Annotated in this window: 15 protein-coding genes; 12 read left to right on the plus strand and 3 right to left on the minus strand. The window is 48.8% G+C overall.

What is annotated here, in order from left to right; genetic code table 11:
* Positions 1 to 33: 33 nt before the first annotated feature.
* Positions 34 to 528 carry a hypothetical protein gene (locus B3S86_RS04000; protein ID WP_035408657.1) on the minus strand — a complete coding sequence of 165 codons (495 nt, stop codon included), beginning with the start codon at positions 526 to 528 and terminating at the stop codon, positions 34 to 36.
* Positions 529 to 785: 257 nt separating this feature from the next.
* On the opposite strand from B3S86_RS04000, the gene acnA reads away from it, so the two are divergent.
* The 10 genes from acnA to B3S86_RS04050 all read left to right on the plus strand — a co-directional run bounded on the left by acnA (position 786) and on the right by B3S86_RS04050 (position 12,090).
* Positions 786 to 3,512 (plus strand): aconitate hydratase AcnA, encoded by a 2,727-nt coding sequence (gene acnA / locus B3S86_RS04005; RefSeq protein ID WP_035408655.1) that lies wholly within the window; start codon positions 786 to 788, stop codon positions 3,510 to 3,512.
* A gap of 57 nt (positions 3,513 to 3,569) precedes the next feature.
* Positions 3,570 to 4,034 carry a DUF3939 domain-containing protein gene (locus B3S86_RS04010; RefSeq protein ID WP_290749328.1) on the plus strand — a complete coding sequence of 155 codons (465 nt, stop codon included), beginning with the start codon at positions 3,570 to 3,572 and terminating at the stop codon, positions 4,032 to 4,034.
* Between the two features lie 190 nt (positions 4,035 to 4,224).
* A complete protein-coding gene (locus B3S86_RS04015; RefSeq protein WP_035408650.1) occupies positions 4,225 to 4,932 on the plus strand; it encodes a hypothetical protein in 708 nt (235 codons plus the stop codon).
* 76 nt (positions 4,933 to 5,008) lie between these two features.
* Positions 5,009 to 7,252, plus strand: coding sequence for an AAA family ATPase (locus B3S86_RS04020; RefSeq protein WP_035408647.1), 2,244 nt, complete (start codon positions 5,009 to 5,011; stop codon positions 7,250 to 7,252).
* Between the two features lie 12 nt (positions 7,253 to 7,264).
* Positions 7,265 to 7,702, plus strand: a complete 438-nt coding sequence (locus tag B3S86_RS04025) for an acyl-CoA thioesterase (protein WP_035408645.1) — start codon at positions 7,265 to 7,267, stop codon at positions 7,700 to 7,702.
* 237 nt (positions 7,703 to 7,939) lie between these two features.
* Positions 7,940 to 8,998, plus strand: a complete 1,059-nt coding sequence (locus tag B3S86_RS04030) for a D-alanyl-D-alanine carboxypeptidase family protein (RefSeq protein ID WP_290749366.1) — start codon at positions 7,940 to 7,942, stop codon at positions 8,996 to 8,998.
* Positions 8,999 to 9,015: 17 nt separating this feature from the next.
* A complete protein-coding gene (plsY, locus tag B3S86_RS04035; RefSeq protein ID WP_035408639.1) occupies positions 9,016 to 9,630 on the plus strand; it encodes a glycerol-3-phosphate 1-O-acyltransferase PlsY in 615 nt (204 codons plus the stop codon).
* A 192-nt stretch (positions 9,631 to 9,822) separates the two neighbouring features.
* On the plus strand, positions 9,823 to 10,587 hold the full coding sequence (locus B3S86_RS04040; protein WP_056060593.1) for a DeoR/GlpR family DNA-binding transcription regulator: 765 nt from the start codon (positions 9,823 to 9,825) through the stop codon (positions 10,585 to 10,587).
* Positions 10,588 to 10,612: 25 nt separating this feature from the next.
* The gene (locus B3S86_RS04045) at positions 10,613 to 11,275 is read left to right on the plus strand and encodes a copper homeostasis protein CutC (RefSeq protein WP_290749373.1); all 663 of its coding nucleotides are present in this window, start codon (positions 10,613 to 10,615) and stop codon (positions 11,273 to 11,275) included.
* Positions 11,276 to 11,460: 185 nt separating this feature from the next.
* The gene (locus B3S86_RS04050) at positions 11,461 to 12,090 is read left to right on the plus strand and encodes a DUF975 family protein (RefSeq protein ID WP_035408632.1); all 630 of its coding nucleotides are present in this window, start codon (positions 11,461 to 11,463) and stop codon (positions 12,088 to 12,090) included.
* A 52-nt stretch (positions 12,091 to 12,142) separates the two neighbouring features.
* Here the strand turns inward: B3S86_RS04050 and B3S86_RS04055 are convergent, their stop codons facing one another.
* Positions 12,143 to 13,024, minus strand: coding sequence for an NAD(P)-dependent oxidoreductase (locus B3S86_RS04055; RefSeq protein WP_214857215.1), 882 nt, complete (start codon positions 13,022 to 13,024; stop codon positions 12,143 to 12,145).
* A complete protein-coding gene (locus B3S86_RS04060) occupies positions 13,021 to 14,766 on the minus strand; it encodes an ABC transporter ATP-binding protein (RefSeq protein ID WP_290749377.1) in 1,746 nt (581 codons plus the stop codon). The genes B3S86_RS04055 and B3S86_RS04060 overlap by 4 nt, the downstream gene beginning before the upstream one ends.
* 124 nt (positions 14,767 to 14,890) lie before the next feature.
* Here B3S86_RS04060 and B3S86_RS04065 point away from each other — a divergent pair, with 124 nt between their 5' ends.
* Both B3S86_RS04065 and B3S86_RS04070 read left to right on the plus strand, forming a co-directional pair.
* Positions 14,891 to 15,322 (plus strand): YaiI/YqxD family protein, encoded by a 432-nt coding sequence (locus tag B3S86_RS04065; protein WP_290749380.1) that lies wholly within the window; start codon positions 14,891 to 14,893, stop codon positions 15,320 to 15,322.
* An 83-nt stretch (positions 15,323 to 15,405) separates the two neighbouring features.
* Positions 15,406 to 17,040, plus strand: a complete 1,635-nt coding sequence (locus B3S86_RS04070; protein WP_231496873.1) for a sensor histidine kinase — start codon at positions 15,406 to 15,408, stop codon at positions 17,038 to 17,040.
* Positions 17,041 to 17,052 lie beyond the last annotated feature (12 nt).

Raw genomic sequence — 17,052 nt, forward strand, 5'->3', positions numbered from 1 at the left:
AACGAGAACGTAAAGATGACAACTTTGATTTGATTAGACGGCACCATCCGGCAATGTCTCACCTGTCCGGCGAATCGTCGCTCCGAGTTCAGCGGCAATCGCATTGACGGCTTCTGAATCTTCGTTGACTTCACTGATCAAGATGACACCGTAATGATTGGGATTGATCTGATTCAGTGTCCGGTTAAACAAATCAAACGAATCTCGTTCGTTTTTCTCATCCCGATTCGCACCAATCAAGTAGCCAGCGACGGAACCGACGAGCATCCCGAACGGACCACCGATGACGCCGATTGCCATGCCGATCAATGAACCCTTGAACGATTGATCCTGTTGCGTGAAGTCGATCGCATCGATGAAAGAGAACCCCTCTGCTTCGTCGCGTTTTGCGAGAACCATCTGGTCCATGTCGATTTCCTTGATCGCTTCGAGGTCTTTGATCATCGCGAAGCCTGTTTGCGCTTTTTCTAAATCATTGAAAATAATCGTCGTAATGACGTGCGTTGCATCGCTTTTATATTTCGCCATAATAAACGCCTCCACAAGAATCGGATATCATACTACACTTTTTAAGTACCCTGAACATTCTAAATGGAAACGCATGACTGGAAATATGGCAAGAACAGGACAACAGAATAATTTTCTAATATCGGCAATAAGTAAAACTTATCGAAAGTCTTTTGTTCTTTCAAATTGTAACGGAATCCATATTATACTATGATAGAACTGTACAAGTAAGCGGTATCAGGGGCTTGATGTCGTGAACACTTAAAGGGGGAATCACCATGAAGCAAACAGATGTGTCGCAAGATGTCTTTGGCGCACGCCGTTCGTTTGAAGCAAACGGTAAGAATTATCAGTACTACAGTCTTGAAAAATTGGAAGAACTCGGATTGACGGAAGTCAAACGCCTTCCATATTCGATTCGTGTCCTACTCGAGTCAGTACTTCGTCAACAAGATGGTCGTTCGATCACACGTGAACACGTCGAGAACTTGGCGAAATGGGGAACAGCTCAAGTTTCGAATGATGTCGACGTTCCGTTCAAACCGTCACGCGTCATCCTTCAAGACTTCACAGGTGTTCCAACGGTCGTTGACCTCGCATCACTTCGTAAAGCGATGCAAGATCTCGGTGGAGACCCATCGGTCATCAACCCAGAAGTACCAGTAGACCTCGTCGTTGACCACTCGGTTCAAGTCGATGCCTACGGTTTTGCTGGTGCACTTGCAGAAAACATGGATCTCGAATTCGAGCGTAACGAAGAGCGTTACAAATTGCTTCGCTGGGCAACGTCAGCATTTGACAACTACCGTGCCGTACCACCAGCAACAGGAATCGTTCACCAAGTCAACCTCGAGTACTTGGCATCTGTCGTCCTTGAAAAGGAAACAGCAGACGGTACAGTTGATGTCTATCCGGACACACTCGTCGGAACAGACTCACACACGACGATGATCAACGGTCTCGGCGTCCTCGGTTGGGGAGTCGGTGGGATTGAAGCGGAAGCGGGCATGCTCGGACAGCCGTCATTCTTCCCAGTACCTGAAGTCATCGGTGTTCGTATTACAGGTGAGATGCACCCAGGAACGACAGCAACAGACGTTGCCCTTCGTGTAACGGAAATGCTCCGTCAAGAGAACGTCGTTGGTAAATTCGTCGAGTTCTTCGGTCCATCACTCCACTTAATGTCACTTTCTGACCGGGCAACAATCGCAAACATGGCGCCAGAATACGGTGCAACATGTGGATTCTTCCCAGTTGATACAGAGACATTGACGTACCTTCGTTTGACAGGTCGCGATGAAGCATTGATCGAAAAAGTCGAGAACTACTCGAAAGCAAACGGTTTGTTCTACACGCCACAAAACGAAGATCCAACGTTCACGAAAACGGTCGAACTCGATCTTTCAACGATTGTTCCTGCGCTTGCTGGACCAAAACGTCCACAAGACCGGATTGATTTGACGGATGTCCATACATCATTCAAAAAAGCGTTGACGGCTCCACAAGGAAACGCTGGATTTGGACTTGCAGAAGAAGAAGCAAACAAAGTCGCAGTCGTTCAGTTCGAAGACGAAGCGGTTGAGATGCGTACTGGTGATGTGGCGATTGCTGCAATCACAAGCTGTACGAACACATCAAACCCATACGTCATGATTGGTGCGGGACTCGTCGCGAAAAAAGCGATCGAACTCGGTCTTTCAGTTCCGAAATACGTCAAAACATCGCTTGCGCCAGGATCGAAGGTCGTTACGGATTACCTCGAGAAATCAGGACTCCAAACGTATCTCGACGAACTCGGCTTCAACACAGTCGGTTACGGCTGTACGACATGTATCGGTAACTCGGGTCCACTTGACCGCGCTGTTGAAGATGCGATCCTCGGTTCAGACTTGCTCGTTTCGTCTGTCCTCTCAGGAAACCGTAACTTCGAAGGTCGTGTCCACCCGCTCGTCAAAGCGAACTACTTGGCTTCACCGCCACTCGTCGTCGCATATGCACTTGCAGGAACAGTCGACGTCGATATCATGAACGCGTCACTCGGAACAGGCAAAGACGGACAAGAAGTCTTCTTCGCTGACATCTGGCCTTCACGTGATGAGATCCAAACGATCATCAACACGGTCGTCACACCAGAAAGCTTCCGTGCAGAATACGATTCAGTCTTCACAGGAAACGAACGCTGGAACAACCTTGACGTGCCAACAGGCGATCAGTATGACTTTGACGGTGAGTCGACGTACATCCAAAACCCACCGTTCTTCGAGAACCTCGCGAAGGAAGCGGGTCAAGTCGAAGCCCTCAACGGACTCCGTGTCTTCGGTAAGTTCGCTGACTCGGTCACGACGGACCACATCTCACCAGCTGGTTCATTCTCGAAAACGACACCAGCCGGTCAATACCTCGTCAACAAAGGGGTTGCACCAAAAGACTTCAACTCGTACGGTTCACGTCGTGGTAACCACGAAATCATGATGCGCGGAACGTTCGCGAACATCCGGATCCGTAACCAAGTAGCACCAGGTACAGAAGGTGGCTTCACGACGTACTGGCCAACAGGCGAAACGATGGCGATGTACGATGCTGCGATGAAGTACAAAGAAGATGGTACAGGTCTCGTCATCCTCGCTGGTAAAGACTACGGTATGGGTTCTTCACGCGACTGGGCAGCAAAAGGAACGAACTTACTCGGCGTCAAAGCCGTCATCGCGGAGAGCTTCGAGCGGATTCACCGTTCAAACCTCGTCATGATGGGTGTTCTTCCACTTCAATACGTGGCAGGCACAACAGCTGAAACACTTGGTCTAACAGGTGAAGAAGCGATCAGTATCGCAATCGATGAGTCTGTTCGTCCACGTGACATCGTTAAAGTCACAGCGACAGCGGCAGATGGAAAAGTCACTGAATTCGAAGCGATTGCTCGTTTCGACTCAGAAGTCGACATCGATTACTATCGTCACGGCGGGATCTTACCAATGGTCCTTCGTGAGCGTCTCCAACAAGCATAAGTTGTCTAATCAAAGGTGGGGGAAACCCCACCTTTTTTTGACGAGAGGAGGAATTCGATGAATCGATTCAAGAAGTGGTTTAAACCGAAGGAAGACCGACCGTTGCCGATGCGTGACGTGACGCTTGATGAAGTCAAACAAGCGACGCATGCGTTTGAATCTGAACTACCGAAAGGGACGAATCGGACAGTGCTTCTGGATAATGAGCAGCGGATCGACCTGAAACAGCTGGAGCCGTATTTGAAAGCACGCTCGACACAAGTGTTTTACATGTCGCGTGAGACATTCACCATCATGGAAGCAAAAGACCGGGAACTCGTCTATGAGATGGATCATGTCCAGGTTGCTGTCGATCGCTATTTTGACCGGGTGAAAAAACTTCCTTTAAAACCGTATAGCAAAACGTTTCAAGTCGACTGTGCGATGTTGTTTCAGGATGGTTATTTACGTGAAATGCCACATCATAGTTATTACTTGGTCGATGAGTCGATGATCGTCTCGCTGACGCCGAAGGAAGCGTAAACGTAATTAAGGGTGGACCGAATTCATTCGGTTCGCCTTTTTCTGTCGTCCTGAACGTTTTCTGATTTGTTCAAAAGTCTGACGAATTTACTCAGAAATCGTGAAATCTTGGACAAACCCTTTGTATTTCCCCTTTAAAACCGATACGATGATAGGGAATAGAGACTTGAGCTAGGAAGGTGTACATGGCATGACGAAACGAACGAGCACGTGGATTGCAGTAGCAATCGTGGCAATGGCGATCCTCCTTGCCTACAATTTTTATCTCTTGAACAAGACGCAGACCGCAAGCGATGAAAAAGCCGCAACGGTCAAACCGTTTTATACGATGACACGCATTCAATATGTCGAGAAGAAACTCGCAACGAAAAAAGATGAGCTCGAAGCCCGGACATATGAAGTCGTGTTTGACGACAAAGGGCATTTTCGGACAGAAGTCGTAGACGGACCGTCAAAAGGATCGCTTGCGATCTGGAACGGCACAATGTTCCGTGAGTATGATGCGACAGGGAAGTTAGTCAATGAGACGAAAGCAGGCAAAAGCGTCAGTGCGCCGCGTCCATTCCTCTCTCGTGGATTCAATGAACAGATTCTCGCCTTCATTAAAAAAGGGGACTTTGGACAAGTCGAGGGAGAAGCAGACATTGCAGGGATGGCTGCGGACGTTTACGTGAAAAAAGAACCATCGAGCACGGTTCCTGAAGAATGGATCAAACAGTATCCATCGATCTTCGATAAAGAAAACAACCAGGAACAAGCGACGTATTATATCGCATCTGACCGTTCGAAAGTCCTCGGTGCCGAATCACGCAATAATGGTAAATTGTTCTACTCTGTCAAGATGAAGAGTTTTGAGACAATTGATACGTTCGATAAGGAATGGCTAAAAGCAAAATAAACAAGAAACGACCGGCGATGACGCTACGAAACGGTAGCGGACAAAGTCGGTTTTTTCGAGACGCAGGAGGTTCAACATGGAAGCATTCTCGAAAGAGGAGATGTTCAATCAAATCAAGGCGTGGGAAGAGGGCGCGAAAGTTGAGGAGGTGCTTGCGCTACGTTATGCCCAAAGTAGTCGGCTACTTGGAGAAACGGAAGCACTCGTCCGTATCTTAGCGTTACTTGTCGAGCATCGCTATATCATGACAGGACGACTGGACGCCTTAGCTGAGAGCTGGATGCAAGAAATCCGTCAGCATGGTCGCTTGCCAGCACGTCTTGAGCAGTTATTAACGGAGCAACAACTACAAAGTACGTATCAGCGTCTCGTCGCGCATACGTTCCCGACGATTCGTGAGACGGACAATGCAAACGCAAAACGATCTGCGACAAAGGAACTGATTCTCCAAGCGAGCCAAATCGTCGAGGAGACGGATCAAATCGTCGAACTGACAGAACGACTTCGTCGGCTAGATGCCGAACGCTGGACGGAACTGTTCGATGCTGGAACGGCATTGCTACGTTCGAGTGCAACGCTCGAGCAGACGGCGCAGACATTCGTCGATAGCTTACAAGAACGCTTCTATTCCCGAGAAGCGTTCCGTGAGATGACGGAATTGAAGGCGACGACGATTCAGGATCTTAAGCGTGTCGTTGCCTTACTTCCCGTCGAAAGCAAACAAGTTGAACGATCAGCACTCGAGGAACTCGACGCGATGATTGGTCTCGAAGACATTAAACAACGGGTCCACCACATGTATCGTTTTTTGAAGTACCAACAAAAACGGTCGGAAGACGGCTATCGTTCAAGTGATCAACCATCGCTACACATGATCTTCATGGGGAACCCGGGGACCGGGAAAACGACGCTTGCCCGTTTGATGGCGAAGATCTACCATGAACTCGGACTACTCGAACGACCAGAAGTCGTCGAGACGGATCGTTCGTCGCTCGTCGGTGCCTTCGTCGGACAAACGGAAGAACAAGTCATGAGCAAAGTCCGGGAAGCTGTCGGAGGTGTACTCTTCATCGATGAAGCCTACGCCTTAAAGCGTGCCGGACAAAGTGGGAACGACTATGGGCAGGCAGCGATCGATACGCTCGTCGCTGCGATGACGAGTGGGGAATATGCGGGACGGTTTGCAGTCGTCCTCGCTGGTTATCCGGAAGAGATGCGTGATTTCCTGAAGGCAAATCCCGGACTACGAAGCCGTTTCCCGGAATCGAATCATTATCTGCTTGCAGACTATACGGATCAAGAGCTGCTCGCGATCGGACGCTCGATTGCGACGGCAAATGATTACGTCTTGACGGAACAAGCAGAGCGGGCGTTGCTCGGTCGGCTCGAGCGGGAGCGCGTCGACGCGAGTTTCGGAAACGGACGGGCGGTTCGCAATATCGTGCTTGATGCGATCTTCAAGAAGGGAGCAAGCCTTGGAGAGAGTGCCAGTCACGAAGACTTTGCCTTACTCGAACAAGAAGATTTCGAGATGGTGCAAGAACCGGACGCGACGGTGGAAGAACGGATCGCTTCGCTCGTCGGATTGTCTGATCTAAAGGATGAATTGAAACAGATCGAAGCCTTATTATCAATGCAAAAACGCCGTCGTGAAGCCGGTTATAAGGTATTACCGGTCGAACTGCATGCGGTCTTTAGCGGCAATAGTGGAACCGGTAAGACGACTGTCGCTCAGCTTTATGCCGATGTCTTACGACAATGCGGCTATTTAAAACGCGGACACTTGAAAGTCGTCAGCCGAGCTGACCTCGTCTCCGGATATGTCGGACAGACCGCGCAAAAGACACGCGACGCGATTCGAGACGCGCTGGGTGGTGTCTTATTCATTGATGAAGCCTATGCGTTAAACGGTGGAGCAAATGACTTTGGGAAGGAAGCAATCGATACGCTTGTGGATGAGATGACGAAACATCAAGACAATCTCGTTGTTGTTCTTGCTGGTTACGAGCAACAAATGAACGCCTTGCTCGCGAGTAATCCGGGATTGAAGTCGCGCTTCAAGCGGTCGTTCCACTTCCCCAATTATTCGCCAGACGAGTTGATTCAAATCATTGAAGGATATGCGGCACGATTCGGATATGAGCTGACGGAGGACGCGCGACAGACGCTTACCGAGAAAATCGATGTCGTTCCGAACGGAAACGCACGGGCGGCGATCACGATTGTCGAACAGGCGATCGCGAAACAATCGATGCGATTAATTGACAAAGTTAGCTTATCCGGTTCAGAATGGTCCTATCTTGAAAAAGAGGATTTTTAAGGGGGAAGCTACATGCATACGATTGAAATACCTGTTCGGTACGCCGAGACGGACATGATGGGCATCGTCTATCATTCGAACTATCTCGTCTATCTGGAACTGGCACGGACAGAATTAATCCAGTCCTTGGGTCTTAATTACAAGGAGATGGAAGATGCGGGTTATGTCTCCCCGGTTACGAATGTCAATCTCGATTATAAGCGCTCGTTGACGTACGGTGATACGGCGGTCGTCACGGTCTGGATTGATCATTACGATGGCTTACGGACGATTTATGGTTATACCGTCAAGCATCCAGACGGAAAACTTGCGGTATCGGCAAAGACGACACATGTCGTCGTCAAGAAGGAAAACTTCCGACCGATTCGTTTGCCGAAGGTGTTCCCAAACTGGCACGACATCTACGAGAAGATGAGTGAGACGGACGCAGCACTCTTAACGGAAGCGTGAAGATGTACAACAATAGCGGGATCGATTTTATTGAATCGGTTCCGCTTTTTTTATTTGCACCCTGAACAGTAAAATTTAGCACTTGGTACTAACGACCGATGACAAAGTCAGAATCATTTGCGAAAATAAAGAAGCTGAAGTAAGGTAGGGTCTTAGTCCATCTGTTGGAAGTAGGCTCGACGGATGGAACAATTAGCGGTAACATAGAGAAGCATATAAAGAAGAGGGGTCTTACTCATGAAAAAAATCGTAACCGTTAGTACGTTAGCGCTTCTCCTTGCAGGATGTAATCCTGGAGATCAACAAGCGGACGATACGACGAAAACTGAACAGAAATCAGATGAGACAACACAATCAAAAGACGAAACGAAAAAAGAAGACACAGCAAAAGACACGAACAAAGAAGAAACAAACAAAACAGACAAAACAGATGAAACAACGAAAGACGATACGTCAGAAGATGCAAAACAAGAAGACAAGTCATCTGAAGACAAATCATCCGATGAGACGACACAAGAGGACCAAGGATCTTCGGATGAGGCAACGAAGGATGAAACAGAAAAGAAAGAGGATACACCTGCAGCAGAGAACAAAACAGAAGACAAAAAGGACGAATCGACGGATAAACCGGATAGTTCGTCTCAGGATCCAGAGCAGGAAAAACCATCGAAACCAGAAGATGAGACGCCAGACGTCGATAAATCAGCAGATGCCAAAGCCGATCTTTCGCTTGGAATGCTCGTCGTCGTCAACAAGAAGTATAGCTTGCCAATCGACTACAAGCCGTCGGATCTCGTCGTTCCAAACGTCAGCTTCTCCTATTCGGGTGTACTTGAACAAAGCTACATGCGAGCACCAGCTGCGAAACAGATGGAAAAGATGTTCGCTGCTGCTAAAAAAGAAGGCGTGACATTGAACGCTGTCAGCGGATTCCGTTCCGGCGCACGTCAAAAAGTATTGTATAATAATTATGTCGCACGTGACGGCAAGGCAGCTGCTGATCAATATTCAGCACGCCCTGGTCACAGTGAACACCAGACAGGTCTCACTTTTGATATTTCGGCACCAAGTGTAGGTAATGGATTAACAGCCGCTCTTGGTGATACGAAAGAAGGAAAATGGATCGCGAATAACGCAGCGAAGTTCGGCTTCATCGTTCGTTACGACCGTGGTTTCCAGTCGCGGACGGGTTATACGTATGAGCCATGGCACATTCGTTATGTCGGAGTCGATGTCGCGACACAAATTAAAAATAACGGACAGACTCTTGAGGAATATATGAAAGTCGGTCACTAAGAGGTTGGAGGTTGACTATGATTGAAATCATAGGGATTTTGGTTCTTGGCTATCTGCTTGGTTCGATTCCGTTCGCATTACTTGTCGGGAAATGGGGACACGGAATCGATATTCGTCAACAAGGTAGCGGGAATCTCGGAACGACGAATACGTTCCGTGTCTTGGGGAAAAAGGCAGGAATCATCGTCTTGATCGGTGATCTTGGAAAAGGAGCCGTCGCGAGCCTTGTTCCGATCTTGATGGGCGCGGATGTGCATCCGCTGTTTGCTGGATTAGCGGCTGTCGTCGGTCATATCTATCCGATTTTCGCAAAGTTCAAGGGCGGAAAGGCAGTCGCGACGTCTGGTGGGATGTTGCTCGTGACGAGTCCGATTCTCTTCATCTTTCTGCTCGTATCCTTTTTGACGACACTTCGCCTGAGCCGGATGGTCTCGCTCAGTTCGATCGTCGCAGCAAGTGTCGGGATTGTCGTGTCGATCACGATCGGCGTCTTGACGAACGATTGGATCGTTCCGACCTTCTTTACGGTTCTTGCGTTGTTCGTCATCTTCAAGCACCGTGATAACATCCAACGGATTCGCCAAGGAACAGAGTCTAAGATTCCACTCTTTGCAAAGAAATCATCTGAATGAACGACTAATGACGCGTCTGCATCTCACTCATTGAGAGGCAGGCGCGTCTTTCGTTTGATGAAAGAGTCGGATAACGGACGAATTCAACGACATTTCATAGGAACTACACGTTTATTTACATCGGATTTACAAGACCTTTACAGACGTTCGCTACACTAGAACTAGAACTGGTCTGTAAAGGGGGAAGCGCACGTGTCGTTATTAGGAGAAGAGCGGAAATCACGCATCATGGAATGGCTGGAAGAGGAAGGGAAAGTCATGACGAAGGATTTGATCGAACGTCTCGATGTCTCGGGAGAAACGGTACGACGCTACTTAGAGGAGTTGGAACGCGAACGTCAATTGAAGCGTGTCTATGGCGGTGCTATCTATCAAGGAGGAAAACGGGAGACGCCGATCTCACGGCGAACGGATCAGCTGTCCCGCCGTTTAGCGCGCTATGCGAAAGGGTGGCTCAGTGACTATTCCTGTATCTTTCTCGGACGGGGAGAACCGGTCGAGCATTTGTTACCTTATTTAACGGGAAACGCGACGATTGTCACGAATTCACTGATCGTCGCCAGTCACTTGGAGCAGTGCCGTAAGACGGGACCGTTCACTGGGGAAATTCGATTGTTAGGCGGAACAGTCGATGCATACGGACAGACGGTCGGGGTCGAGGTATTGCAAGCGCTGGATGCCTATGCTTTTGATGCCTGTTTCCTATCGTTTGATGGTGCTGAGATTGAGCGAGGCTTTGTCAGTGATGATATCGAATCGTCACTTATCCAAAAAGCGGTCATTAGTTGCACAAAAGATGTCTACGCCTTCTTAGCCAATGACGAGTTCCAAGGAAACCGAAAATATAAAGTGGCAGAGTTCCGGCGCGCGAAAATCGTCCTCAGCCCAGCTTCCTATCCGCCATCATGGGAGATGAAACTGTTCAACGAACGCGTGAACTGGATGGTCGTCTCATGATACACTGATGCGGGAGGGATGTATCATGTTAGAAATCATTGCATCGACCGTAGAAGAAGCGGTCGCAGCAGAACAAGCCGGAGCGGACCGGATCGAGCTCGTTTCCGCATTATCCGAAGGGGGATTGACGCCGAGCTACGGACTGATCCGTCAGGTCGTCTCGACGGTTGAGATTCCGGTTCACGTCCTCGTGCGACCACATAGCAAATCGTTCGTCTACTCGAAATCAGATGAGGAGACAATCATCACGGATATTGACTTGATCCGTGAACTCGGTGCAGCCGGGATCGTCGTCGGCTCATTGACAGCAGACGGTCGTGTCGACGAAGGTTTCCTCGGTCGCATCATCAAACATAAAGGGGAACTGTCATTGACGTTCCACCGAGCAATCGACAGTAGTCGTGATATTCTTGAAGCGGCAGAAGTACTCGCTGATTTTCCGGAAGTCGACCGGATCTTGACGTCAGGTGGTCAAGCGACGGCACTAGAAGGTAAAGAGACGATCGCACGCTTGATTGCAGACTATCCGGACTTGATCATCTTACCAGGATCCGGCATCACACTTGAAAATGCAGAGGCACTTCTTGAAGCAACGAAGGCGTCCGAACTGCATGTAGGATCGGCGGTCTTACAAGACGGTGCCATTCAAAAGGAACGCGTTGAGGCGTTGACACGACTCCTAGGATGATCATCGAGTGAATCAATCCATTTTTCTGATCTGTTGAGATGAGGGAAATGGATTTTTTCATGCGCTCGTGACGACTTTTCGACGATTCGCTTCAAGCAGATGAAAAGCAGAGTGGGAGAACTAGGTTTTTCAAAGGAACTGGGCTAAAATCAAAAGTGGAAATAGTGGATATAAAGGAGTACGACATGAACCCTAAACAATTGAAACAAGCTGCTCTTGGTACGTTAAAAGGACAATGGTTGGTCGGATTAAGCATCTCGATCATCTACTTCCTTATTTTTGCGCTCGCTGCAAGCCGGATGTCATTTGACCAAGATGACATTGATAGTATGGTTCGATTCATCGCACTGAACATGGTCGTCACGATCGTCCTGGCTCCGGTGACGGTGGGACGAACAATTGCGTACTTACGTTTCACGCGCGGAGAGTCCGCGGGAATCGGAACGTTATTCGAAGGATTTTCTTCGTTTCGACGTGCCTTCCGGACGATTGCCGCATATGCGATCGTAACGGTATTGGTCTATGTTGGATCATTTTTGATCTTACCGGCACTATACTTTTACCTAGCATATCGTCTCGTTCCGTATATTTTAGTCGATCGACCGGAATTATCGTTTTGGCAAGTACTTGGTGAAAGCCGCCGGATGATGAAAGGGCATAAGCGTGAACTGATCATGCTTTACTTGAGTTTCATCGGCTGGGGGATCCTCGCACTACTCAGTACAGTGGGTGTCATCTTCTTGACGCCATACTTCGATACGACGATGGCACACTTCTATGAACGCTTGAAACCAACACGTTCCGTTAAGGGATGAACGTAAAAAAGCCTGTACATTACGTCAGTAGACGTAGCGTACAGGCTTTTGCTTATTCTACGGAAGCGCGTGAACGCTCAGCGAGCAATAGATAAAGCGCTTGTGTACCGGAATCGGCGTGACCCAGCTCAGCAAGTTGTTCGTATAAGTCTTTCGTGAGTGCGAGACCAGGTGTCGCGATACCCATCTCAGCGCCGCGTTCGAGGGCAAGGCGCATATCCTTGATGAAGTGTTTGACGAAGAAACCAGGTGAGTAGTTTTCGGCGATGACGCGCGGAATCAAGTTCTCAAGACTCCAGCTACCGGCAGAACCAGATTTGATCGTCTCGATGAACTGTGTCGGATCGATTCCGGATCGTGTGACGAACAACAACATCTCCGCTGTTCCAATCATCGATCCGGCGATTGCGATTTGGTTCGCGAGCTTCGCCGATTGTCCTTTACCAGGACCACCGAAGAGTGAAATCGATTTCCCCATCGCCTCGAATAATGGCTTCGCTTGTGCGAAAGCCGCTTCTTCACCACCGACGAGAATCGCGAGTGTTCCGTTCTTCGCACCGAGATCACCGCCCGTGACAGGTGCGTCAAGTGCCTGAAGACCGCGTGCTGTCGCTTCCTGCGCGATTCGTTCAGCAAGAGCCGGACTAGACGTCGTCATATCAATCAGAATCGTTCCTGGTGTCGCATGATCGAGTATGCCGTCTTCGAAGTAGATCTGCTCGACGTCTTGCGGATAACCGACGATCGAGATGACGACGTCGACATCCGTGACGACATCTTGAATCGTATCGACGATTTCGACACCATCTGCTTCAAGGACGAGTCCTTTCTCTTTCGTGCGATTGTATCCTTTGACTGTAAAACCTGCCTTACGCAGATTGCGGACCATGCCTTGTCCCATGACACCTAATCCGATGAAACCGACTGTCTTCATACGTGATTCCCCCTTGCACGTTCCGTGCCGATGAATTGTTGCGTTACGAGCTTATTATACAATGGATTGTCGACGACAAGTCGATCATGTGTCCCGATACCTGAAATCTGACCATCTTCAAGAACGATGATTTGATCGGCATGACGGACCGTCGCGAGACGATGGGCGATGACAAACGTTGTCCGTCCGACCATTAATCGCTCGAGTGCTTCTTGAACGACACGTTCCGACTCGGAATCGAGACTGGATGTCGCTTCGTCAAGCAACAGAATTTCCGGATCACGGAGGAGTGCACGTGCAATCGCAATTCGTTGGCGTTGACCACCAGACAGTTTGACACCCCGTTCTCCAATCTCAGTCGCATAACCTTCCGGGAATCGTTCGATGAACGTATCGGCATTCGCCATCCGTGCAGCCGCACGGATTTTGTCTTCACTGATGTCATCTGTCAGACCGTAGACGAGATTGTCACGAATCGTTCCTGATAAGACGGGGGAATCCTGCGCGACATATCCGATTGCCTGTCGCCAAGACGATAACGTCAAATCAGAAATGGGTTGATCTCCGAGACGGATTTGTCCTGACGTCGGTTGATAAAATCGCTCAAGTAACGCAAATAATGTCGTTTTACCGGAGCCACTCGGACCGACGATTGCTGTCGTCTTGCCGCGTGGTAACGTAAAGCTGACATTCTGTAAGATCGACGTCTCATTGTATCCAAATGACAGGTGTTCGACCGTCACTTCCGTAAACGGACGAGATGCTACAAGCGTTCCAGGTGCTTCCGGTGATTCATCGAGAAGCTCGATGATTCGCTCTGTCGCACCGCGTGCTTTCTGTAACTTCGTGATGAATTCAGTCATCGTCACGAGCGGTGTCATGATTTGGAACAAATAGAGCGAAAAGGCGACGAGTTCACCCGCCGTGATCTGGTTCGTCGCAACGCGGTAGGCACCAAAACCGATGATCAAGATCAGCATCGTCGTTAGAGTGACGTTAAAGATCGGCAACAAGAGGGCTTGAATTCGTCCTTCCTTCACACCATATCCGTATAAGTTCTCAATCCGCGTTTTTCCTCGTCCCAGCTCATAGTCTTCTGTTGCTTGTGATTTGACGAGTCGGACCTCACCGAGCATCTCGGCAAAAAAACCGGATAATCCTGCAAGTTCCTTCTGAGTCTCACGAGAAATCTTGTGTAATTTGCGGACGAGCGGAATGATGATCAACAAGGTCACGGGGACAGCGATGACCATGACGAGCGTCATTTGCCAATCGAGGAAGAATAGGATCGTGATTGCTCCGATGATTGAGACGAGTGACGTCAGCAAACGGACGAGTTGTTCCGATAGCAATTGCTGAAGTGTCGTTGCGTCACTATTGAGTCGTGAGACGAGCTCACCGGATTTTGTCTCATCATAGAACGGAATCGATAGCGTTAATAGATGCTTCCATAGAAGCGTTCGTAAATTGGCGACGATCCGTTGACCGACGATCTGTAACCAATAGATCGATAAAGCGTTCGCGACGACTTGGACGAGGAAAACGATCACAAATAGACTGATCAATTGTGGTGTCAGTCGATCGACAGTAAAACCATCAATCAACGTCTTTAAGAACCAAGGAATGGCGAGCGCAGCCAGCGCTTGGATGACGGAGACGGAAACGGCGGCAGATAATAAACCGACCGGTGGTTTCGTTTTTTTTAATAACAGGTAAAAAGATTGGAACGTCGCAGCGTTCATTTCAACACATCCTCTCTTTTCTATTGTCCGGAAGAACGAAGAGACGGTCAAATGGGAAGCGCGACTTGACAAAAAATCTTTCGATTTGTGACACTGATAGTGGAAACAATAAGGGAGGATTCAAATGTCTATTTTCGTAGATGCGGACGGATGTCCCGTTGTCGATCTTGTCATTCGACACCGACAGGGACGTGACGTCTTTTTAGTTTGTGATACGGCACACCAGATGATCCGAGAAGGAGCGACGACGATTACCGTCGGACAAGGACCAGATGCCGTCGACTATGCGATCGTCAATCGGATGAAACGTGGCGATCTCGTTGTGACCCAGGATTTTGGTCTGGCAGCACTCGTCTTAGCGCGAGGGGGACTCGCAATTGATCAAAATGGTCGCCAGTTCACGAATGATAATATCGATTTATTGCTCCACACTCGCCATGTCGGACAACAAATCCGACGAGCAGGCGGGCGTACGAAGGGACCGAAAAAACGGACGCGTGATGCGGACCGTTCCTTTGAAGAATCATTTCGTACATTAGTGCAAACCAGCATGTAAGGAAGACAGTGCTGGAACTGTTGATACGGTACGGACCGTGATATAATTTGAAGCATGAATGAAATCAGAAAGGAGGATACACGTTGAAACGAATTTTACGCGACCACTCGAAGGATCGCCCTTACCGATTGCGCCAAGGAACGGTTCCGGCATCAACTGAGGCACGATTCACATCACTCGATCAACGTGAAATCAATCGATTACAACAGAATTTACGAAACGTCGAAGTGAAATTGAAGCAACGCAATGAAATCATGGAAGCGTTGGCGACACAAAATGTTGAAGCAGCCTGTGAGACTGTCTTGATGATCTTGTTGCAACTGCTTGAGGTAGAAGAAGGAGCTATCCTCTTGTACCGGCGGGAGCAGTTAAATCATTTCGTCGCACAAGGGATCGACGATATGGAGCTGATCGAAAAAGATCTCGATCAATATTCGGTCTTGCGTCGCGCATTCGTCATGCGTAAATCGGTACAATTGCCACTCGGCGACCAATTCGAGTCAGCAATTCCCGTGCAGTCTCCAAGCAACGGACAAGTCGTCGGACTGCTATACATCCGCCATGCCTTCGCCCAGTTCAATTTAGAACAAGTCGGGGATTTACTTGATCTATCACGAAAACTTGGGATGACGCTTGAACGCCATCTCCTGTTCCATCAAATGGAGCATGAAAAAATCAAGACGTATCAGCTACTCGATTCGATTCGGGAAGCTGTCCTATATATCGAGAGTAGCGGGGAGCAGATTTATGCGAACCAGGCCTTATTGAATATGTTTCCACCAAAGCTCGTCAATCAGGCGCAAGGGTTCCGTCACGCGTATGAACGGGCGACGTCGCTGTTTGAACATGTCGATCAGCCGGAAGCACTTCATGATTACATCGGTCAACTGATGAACGGGGATATTCCGGGAGAAACGATCGAGTTATCGGCATTCAGGGGGAACTTGTTGCTCAGTGCCTACGCTGAACGGATTGCGATTGCGAACGTTGAATGGGGGATGATGCTTGTCTTACGTGACGTGACGAAAGACAAGGAGCTCGACCTTAAGCAGGCAGAGTTCGTCTCGATCGTTTCGCACGAGTTGCGGACACCGCTTTCTTCGATCATGGGCTTCACGGAGTTATTGATGAAACGAGAAGTCGATCCGAAGCGGCAGAAACGCTATTTGCAGACGATTCATTCGGAAACCGTTCGATTGGCGGAATTGATCAATGACATCTTGGAAATTCAAAAAGGGGAAGACTCGACACACGGAACACAAAAAGAATTACTTGATTTAAAACAATTGATGTTCGAGATGAAGCCGATGTTCGATCTTGCGAGTCGCGCACATCGCATCAGTGTCCAATTTAGTCCGGGATCCTATACGATTTCAGCCAGCAGTGAGAAGATGAAACAACTGTTTACGAACTTGATCATGAACGCGATTAAATATTCGCCCGAAGGCGGCGCGATTCGGATCAAAGGATCAAATCAGTCAGATCAATTACGAATTGAGATTTCAGATGAAGGGCTTGGTATTCCAGAAAAAGCGCTCCCTTACATCTTTGATAAGTTTTACCGAGCAGATAACTCGGATACGCGCAAAATTGGCGGAACGGGCTTAGGACTCGCGATTTGTCGGATGATCGTCCTCGATCATGGCGGAGCAATCTCCGTCCAATCGACGGAAGGGGAAGGCAGTACCTTCATCATTCAACTTCCGATCGGCGTATGACCGACGACAGAC

This window comes from Exiguobacterium sp. UBA3968, from assembly GCF_002385115.1.
In the GTDB taxonomy this organism is placed as follows: Bacteria; Bacillota; Bacilli; order Exiguobacteriales; family Exiguobacteriaceae; genus Exiguobacterium_A.

Bases quoted from the DNA above. Each gene is read 5' to 3' on its own strand.
- B3S86_RS04000 (WP_035408657.1), bottom strand. From the start codon at position 528: ATGGCGAAATATAAAAGCGATGCAACGCACGTCATTACGACGATTATT.
- acnA (WP_035408655.1), top strand. From the start codon at position 786: ATGAAGCAAACAGATGTGTCGCAAGATGTCTTTGGCGCACGCCGTTCG.
- B3S86_RS04010 (WP_290749328.1), top strand. From the start codon at position 3,570: ATGAATCGATTCAAGAAGTGGTTTAAACCGAAGGAAGACCGACCGTTG.
- B3S86_RS04015 (WP_035408650.1), top strand. From the start codon at position 4,225: ATGACGAAACGAACGAGCACGTGGATTGCAGTAGCAATCGTGGCAATG.
- B3S86_RS04020 (WP_035408647.1), top strand. From the start codon at position 5,009: ATGGAAGCATTCTCGAAAGAGGAGATGTTCAATCAAATCAAGGCGTGG.
- B3S86_RS04025 (WP_035408645.1), top strand. From the start codon at position 7,265: ATGCATACGATTGAAATACCTGTTCGGTACGCCGAGACGGACATGATG.
- B3S86_RS04030 (WP_290749366.1), top strand. From the start codon at position 7,940: ATGAAAAAAATCGTAACCGTTAGTACGTTAGCGCTTCTCCTTGCAGGA.
- plsY (WP_035408639.1), top strand. From the start codon at position 9,016: ATGATTGAAATCATAGGGATTTTGGTTCTTGGCTATCTGCTTGGTTCG.
- B3S86_RS04045 (WP_290749373.1), top strand. From the start codon at position 10,613: ATGTTAGAAATCATTGCATCGACCGTAGAAGAAGCGGTCGCAGCAGAA.
- B3S86_RS04050 (WP_035408632.1), top strand. From the start codon at position 11,461: ATGAACCCTAAACAATTGAAACAAGCTGCTCTTGGTACGTTAAAAGGA.
- B3S86_RS04055 (WP_214857215.1), bottom strand. From the start codon at position 13,024: ATGAAGACAGTCGGTTTCATCGGATTAGGTGTCATGGGACAAGGCATG.
- B3S86_RS04060 (WP_290749377.1), bottom strand. From the start codon at position 14,766: ATGAACGCTGCGACGTTCCAATCTTTTTACCTGTTATTAAAAAAAACG.
- B3S86_RS04065 (WP_290749380.1), top strand. From the start codon at position 14,891: ATGTCTATTTTCGTAGATGCGGACGGATGTCCCGTTGTCGATCTTGTC.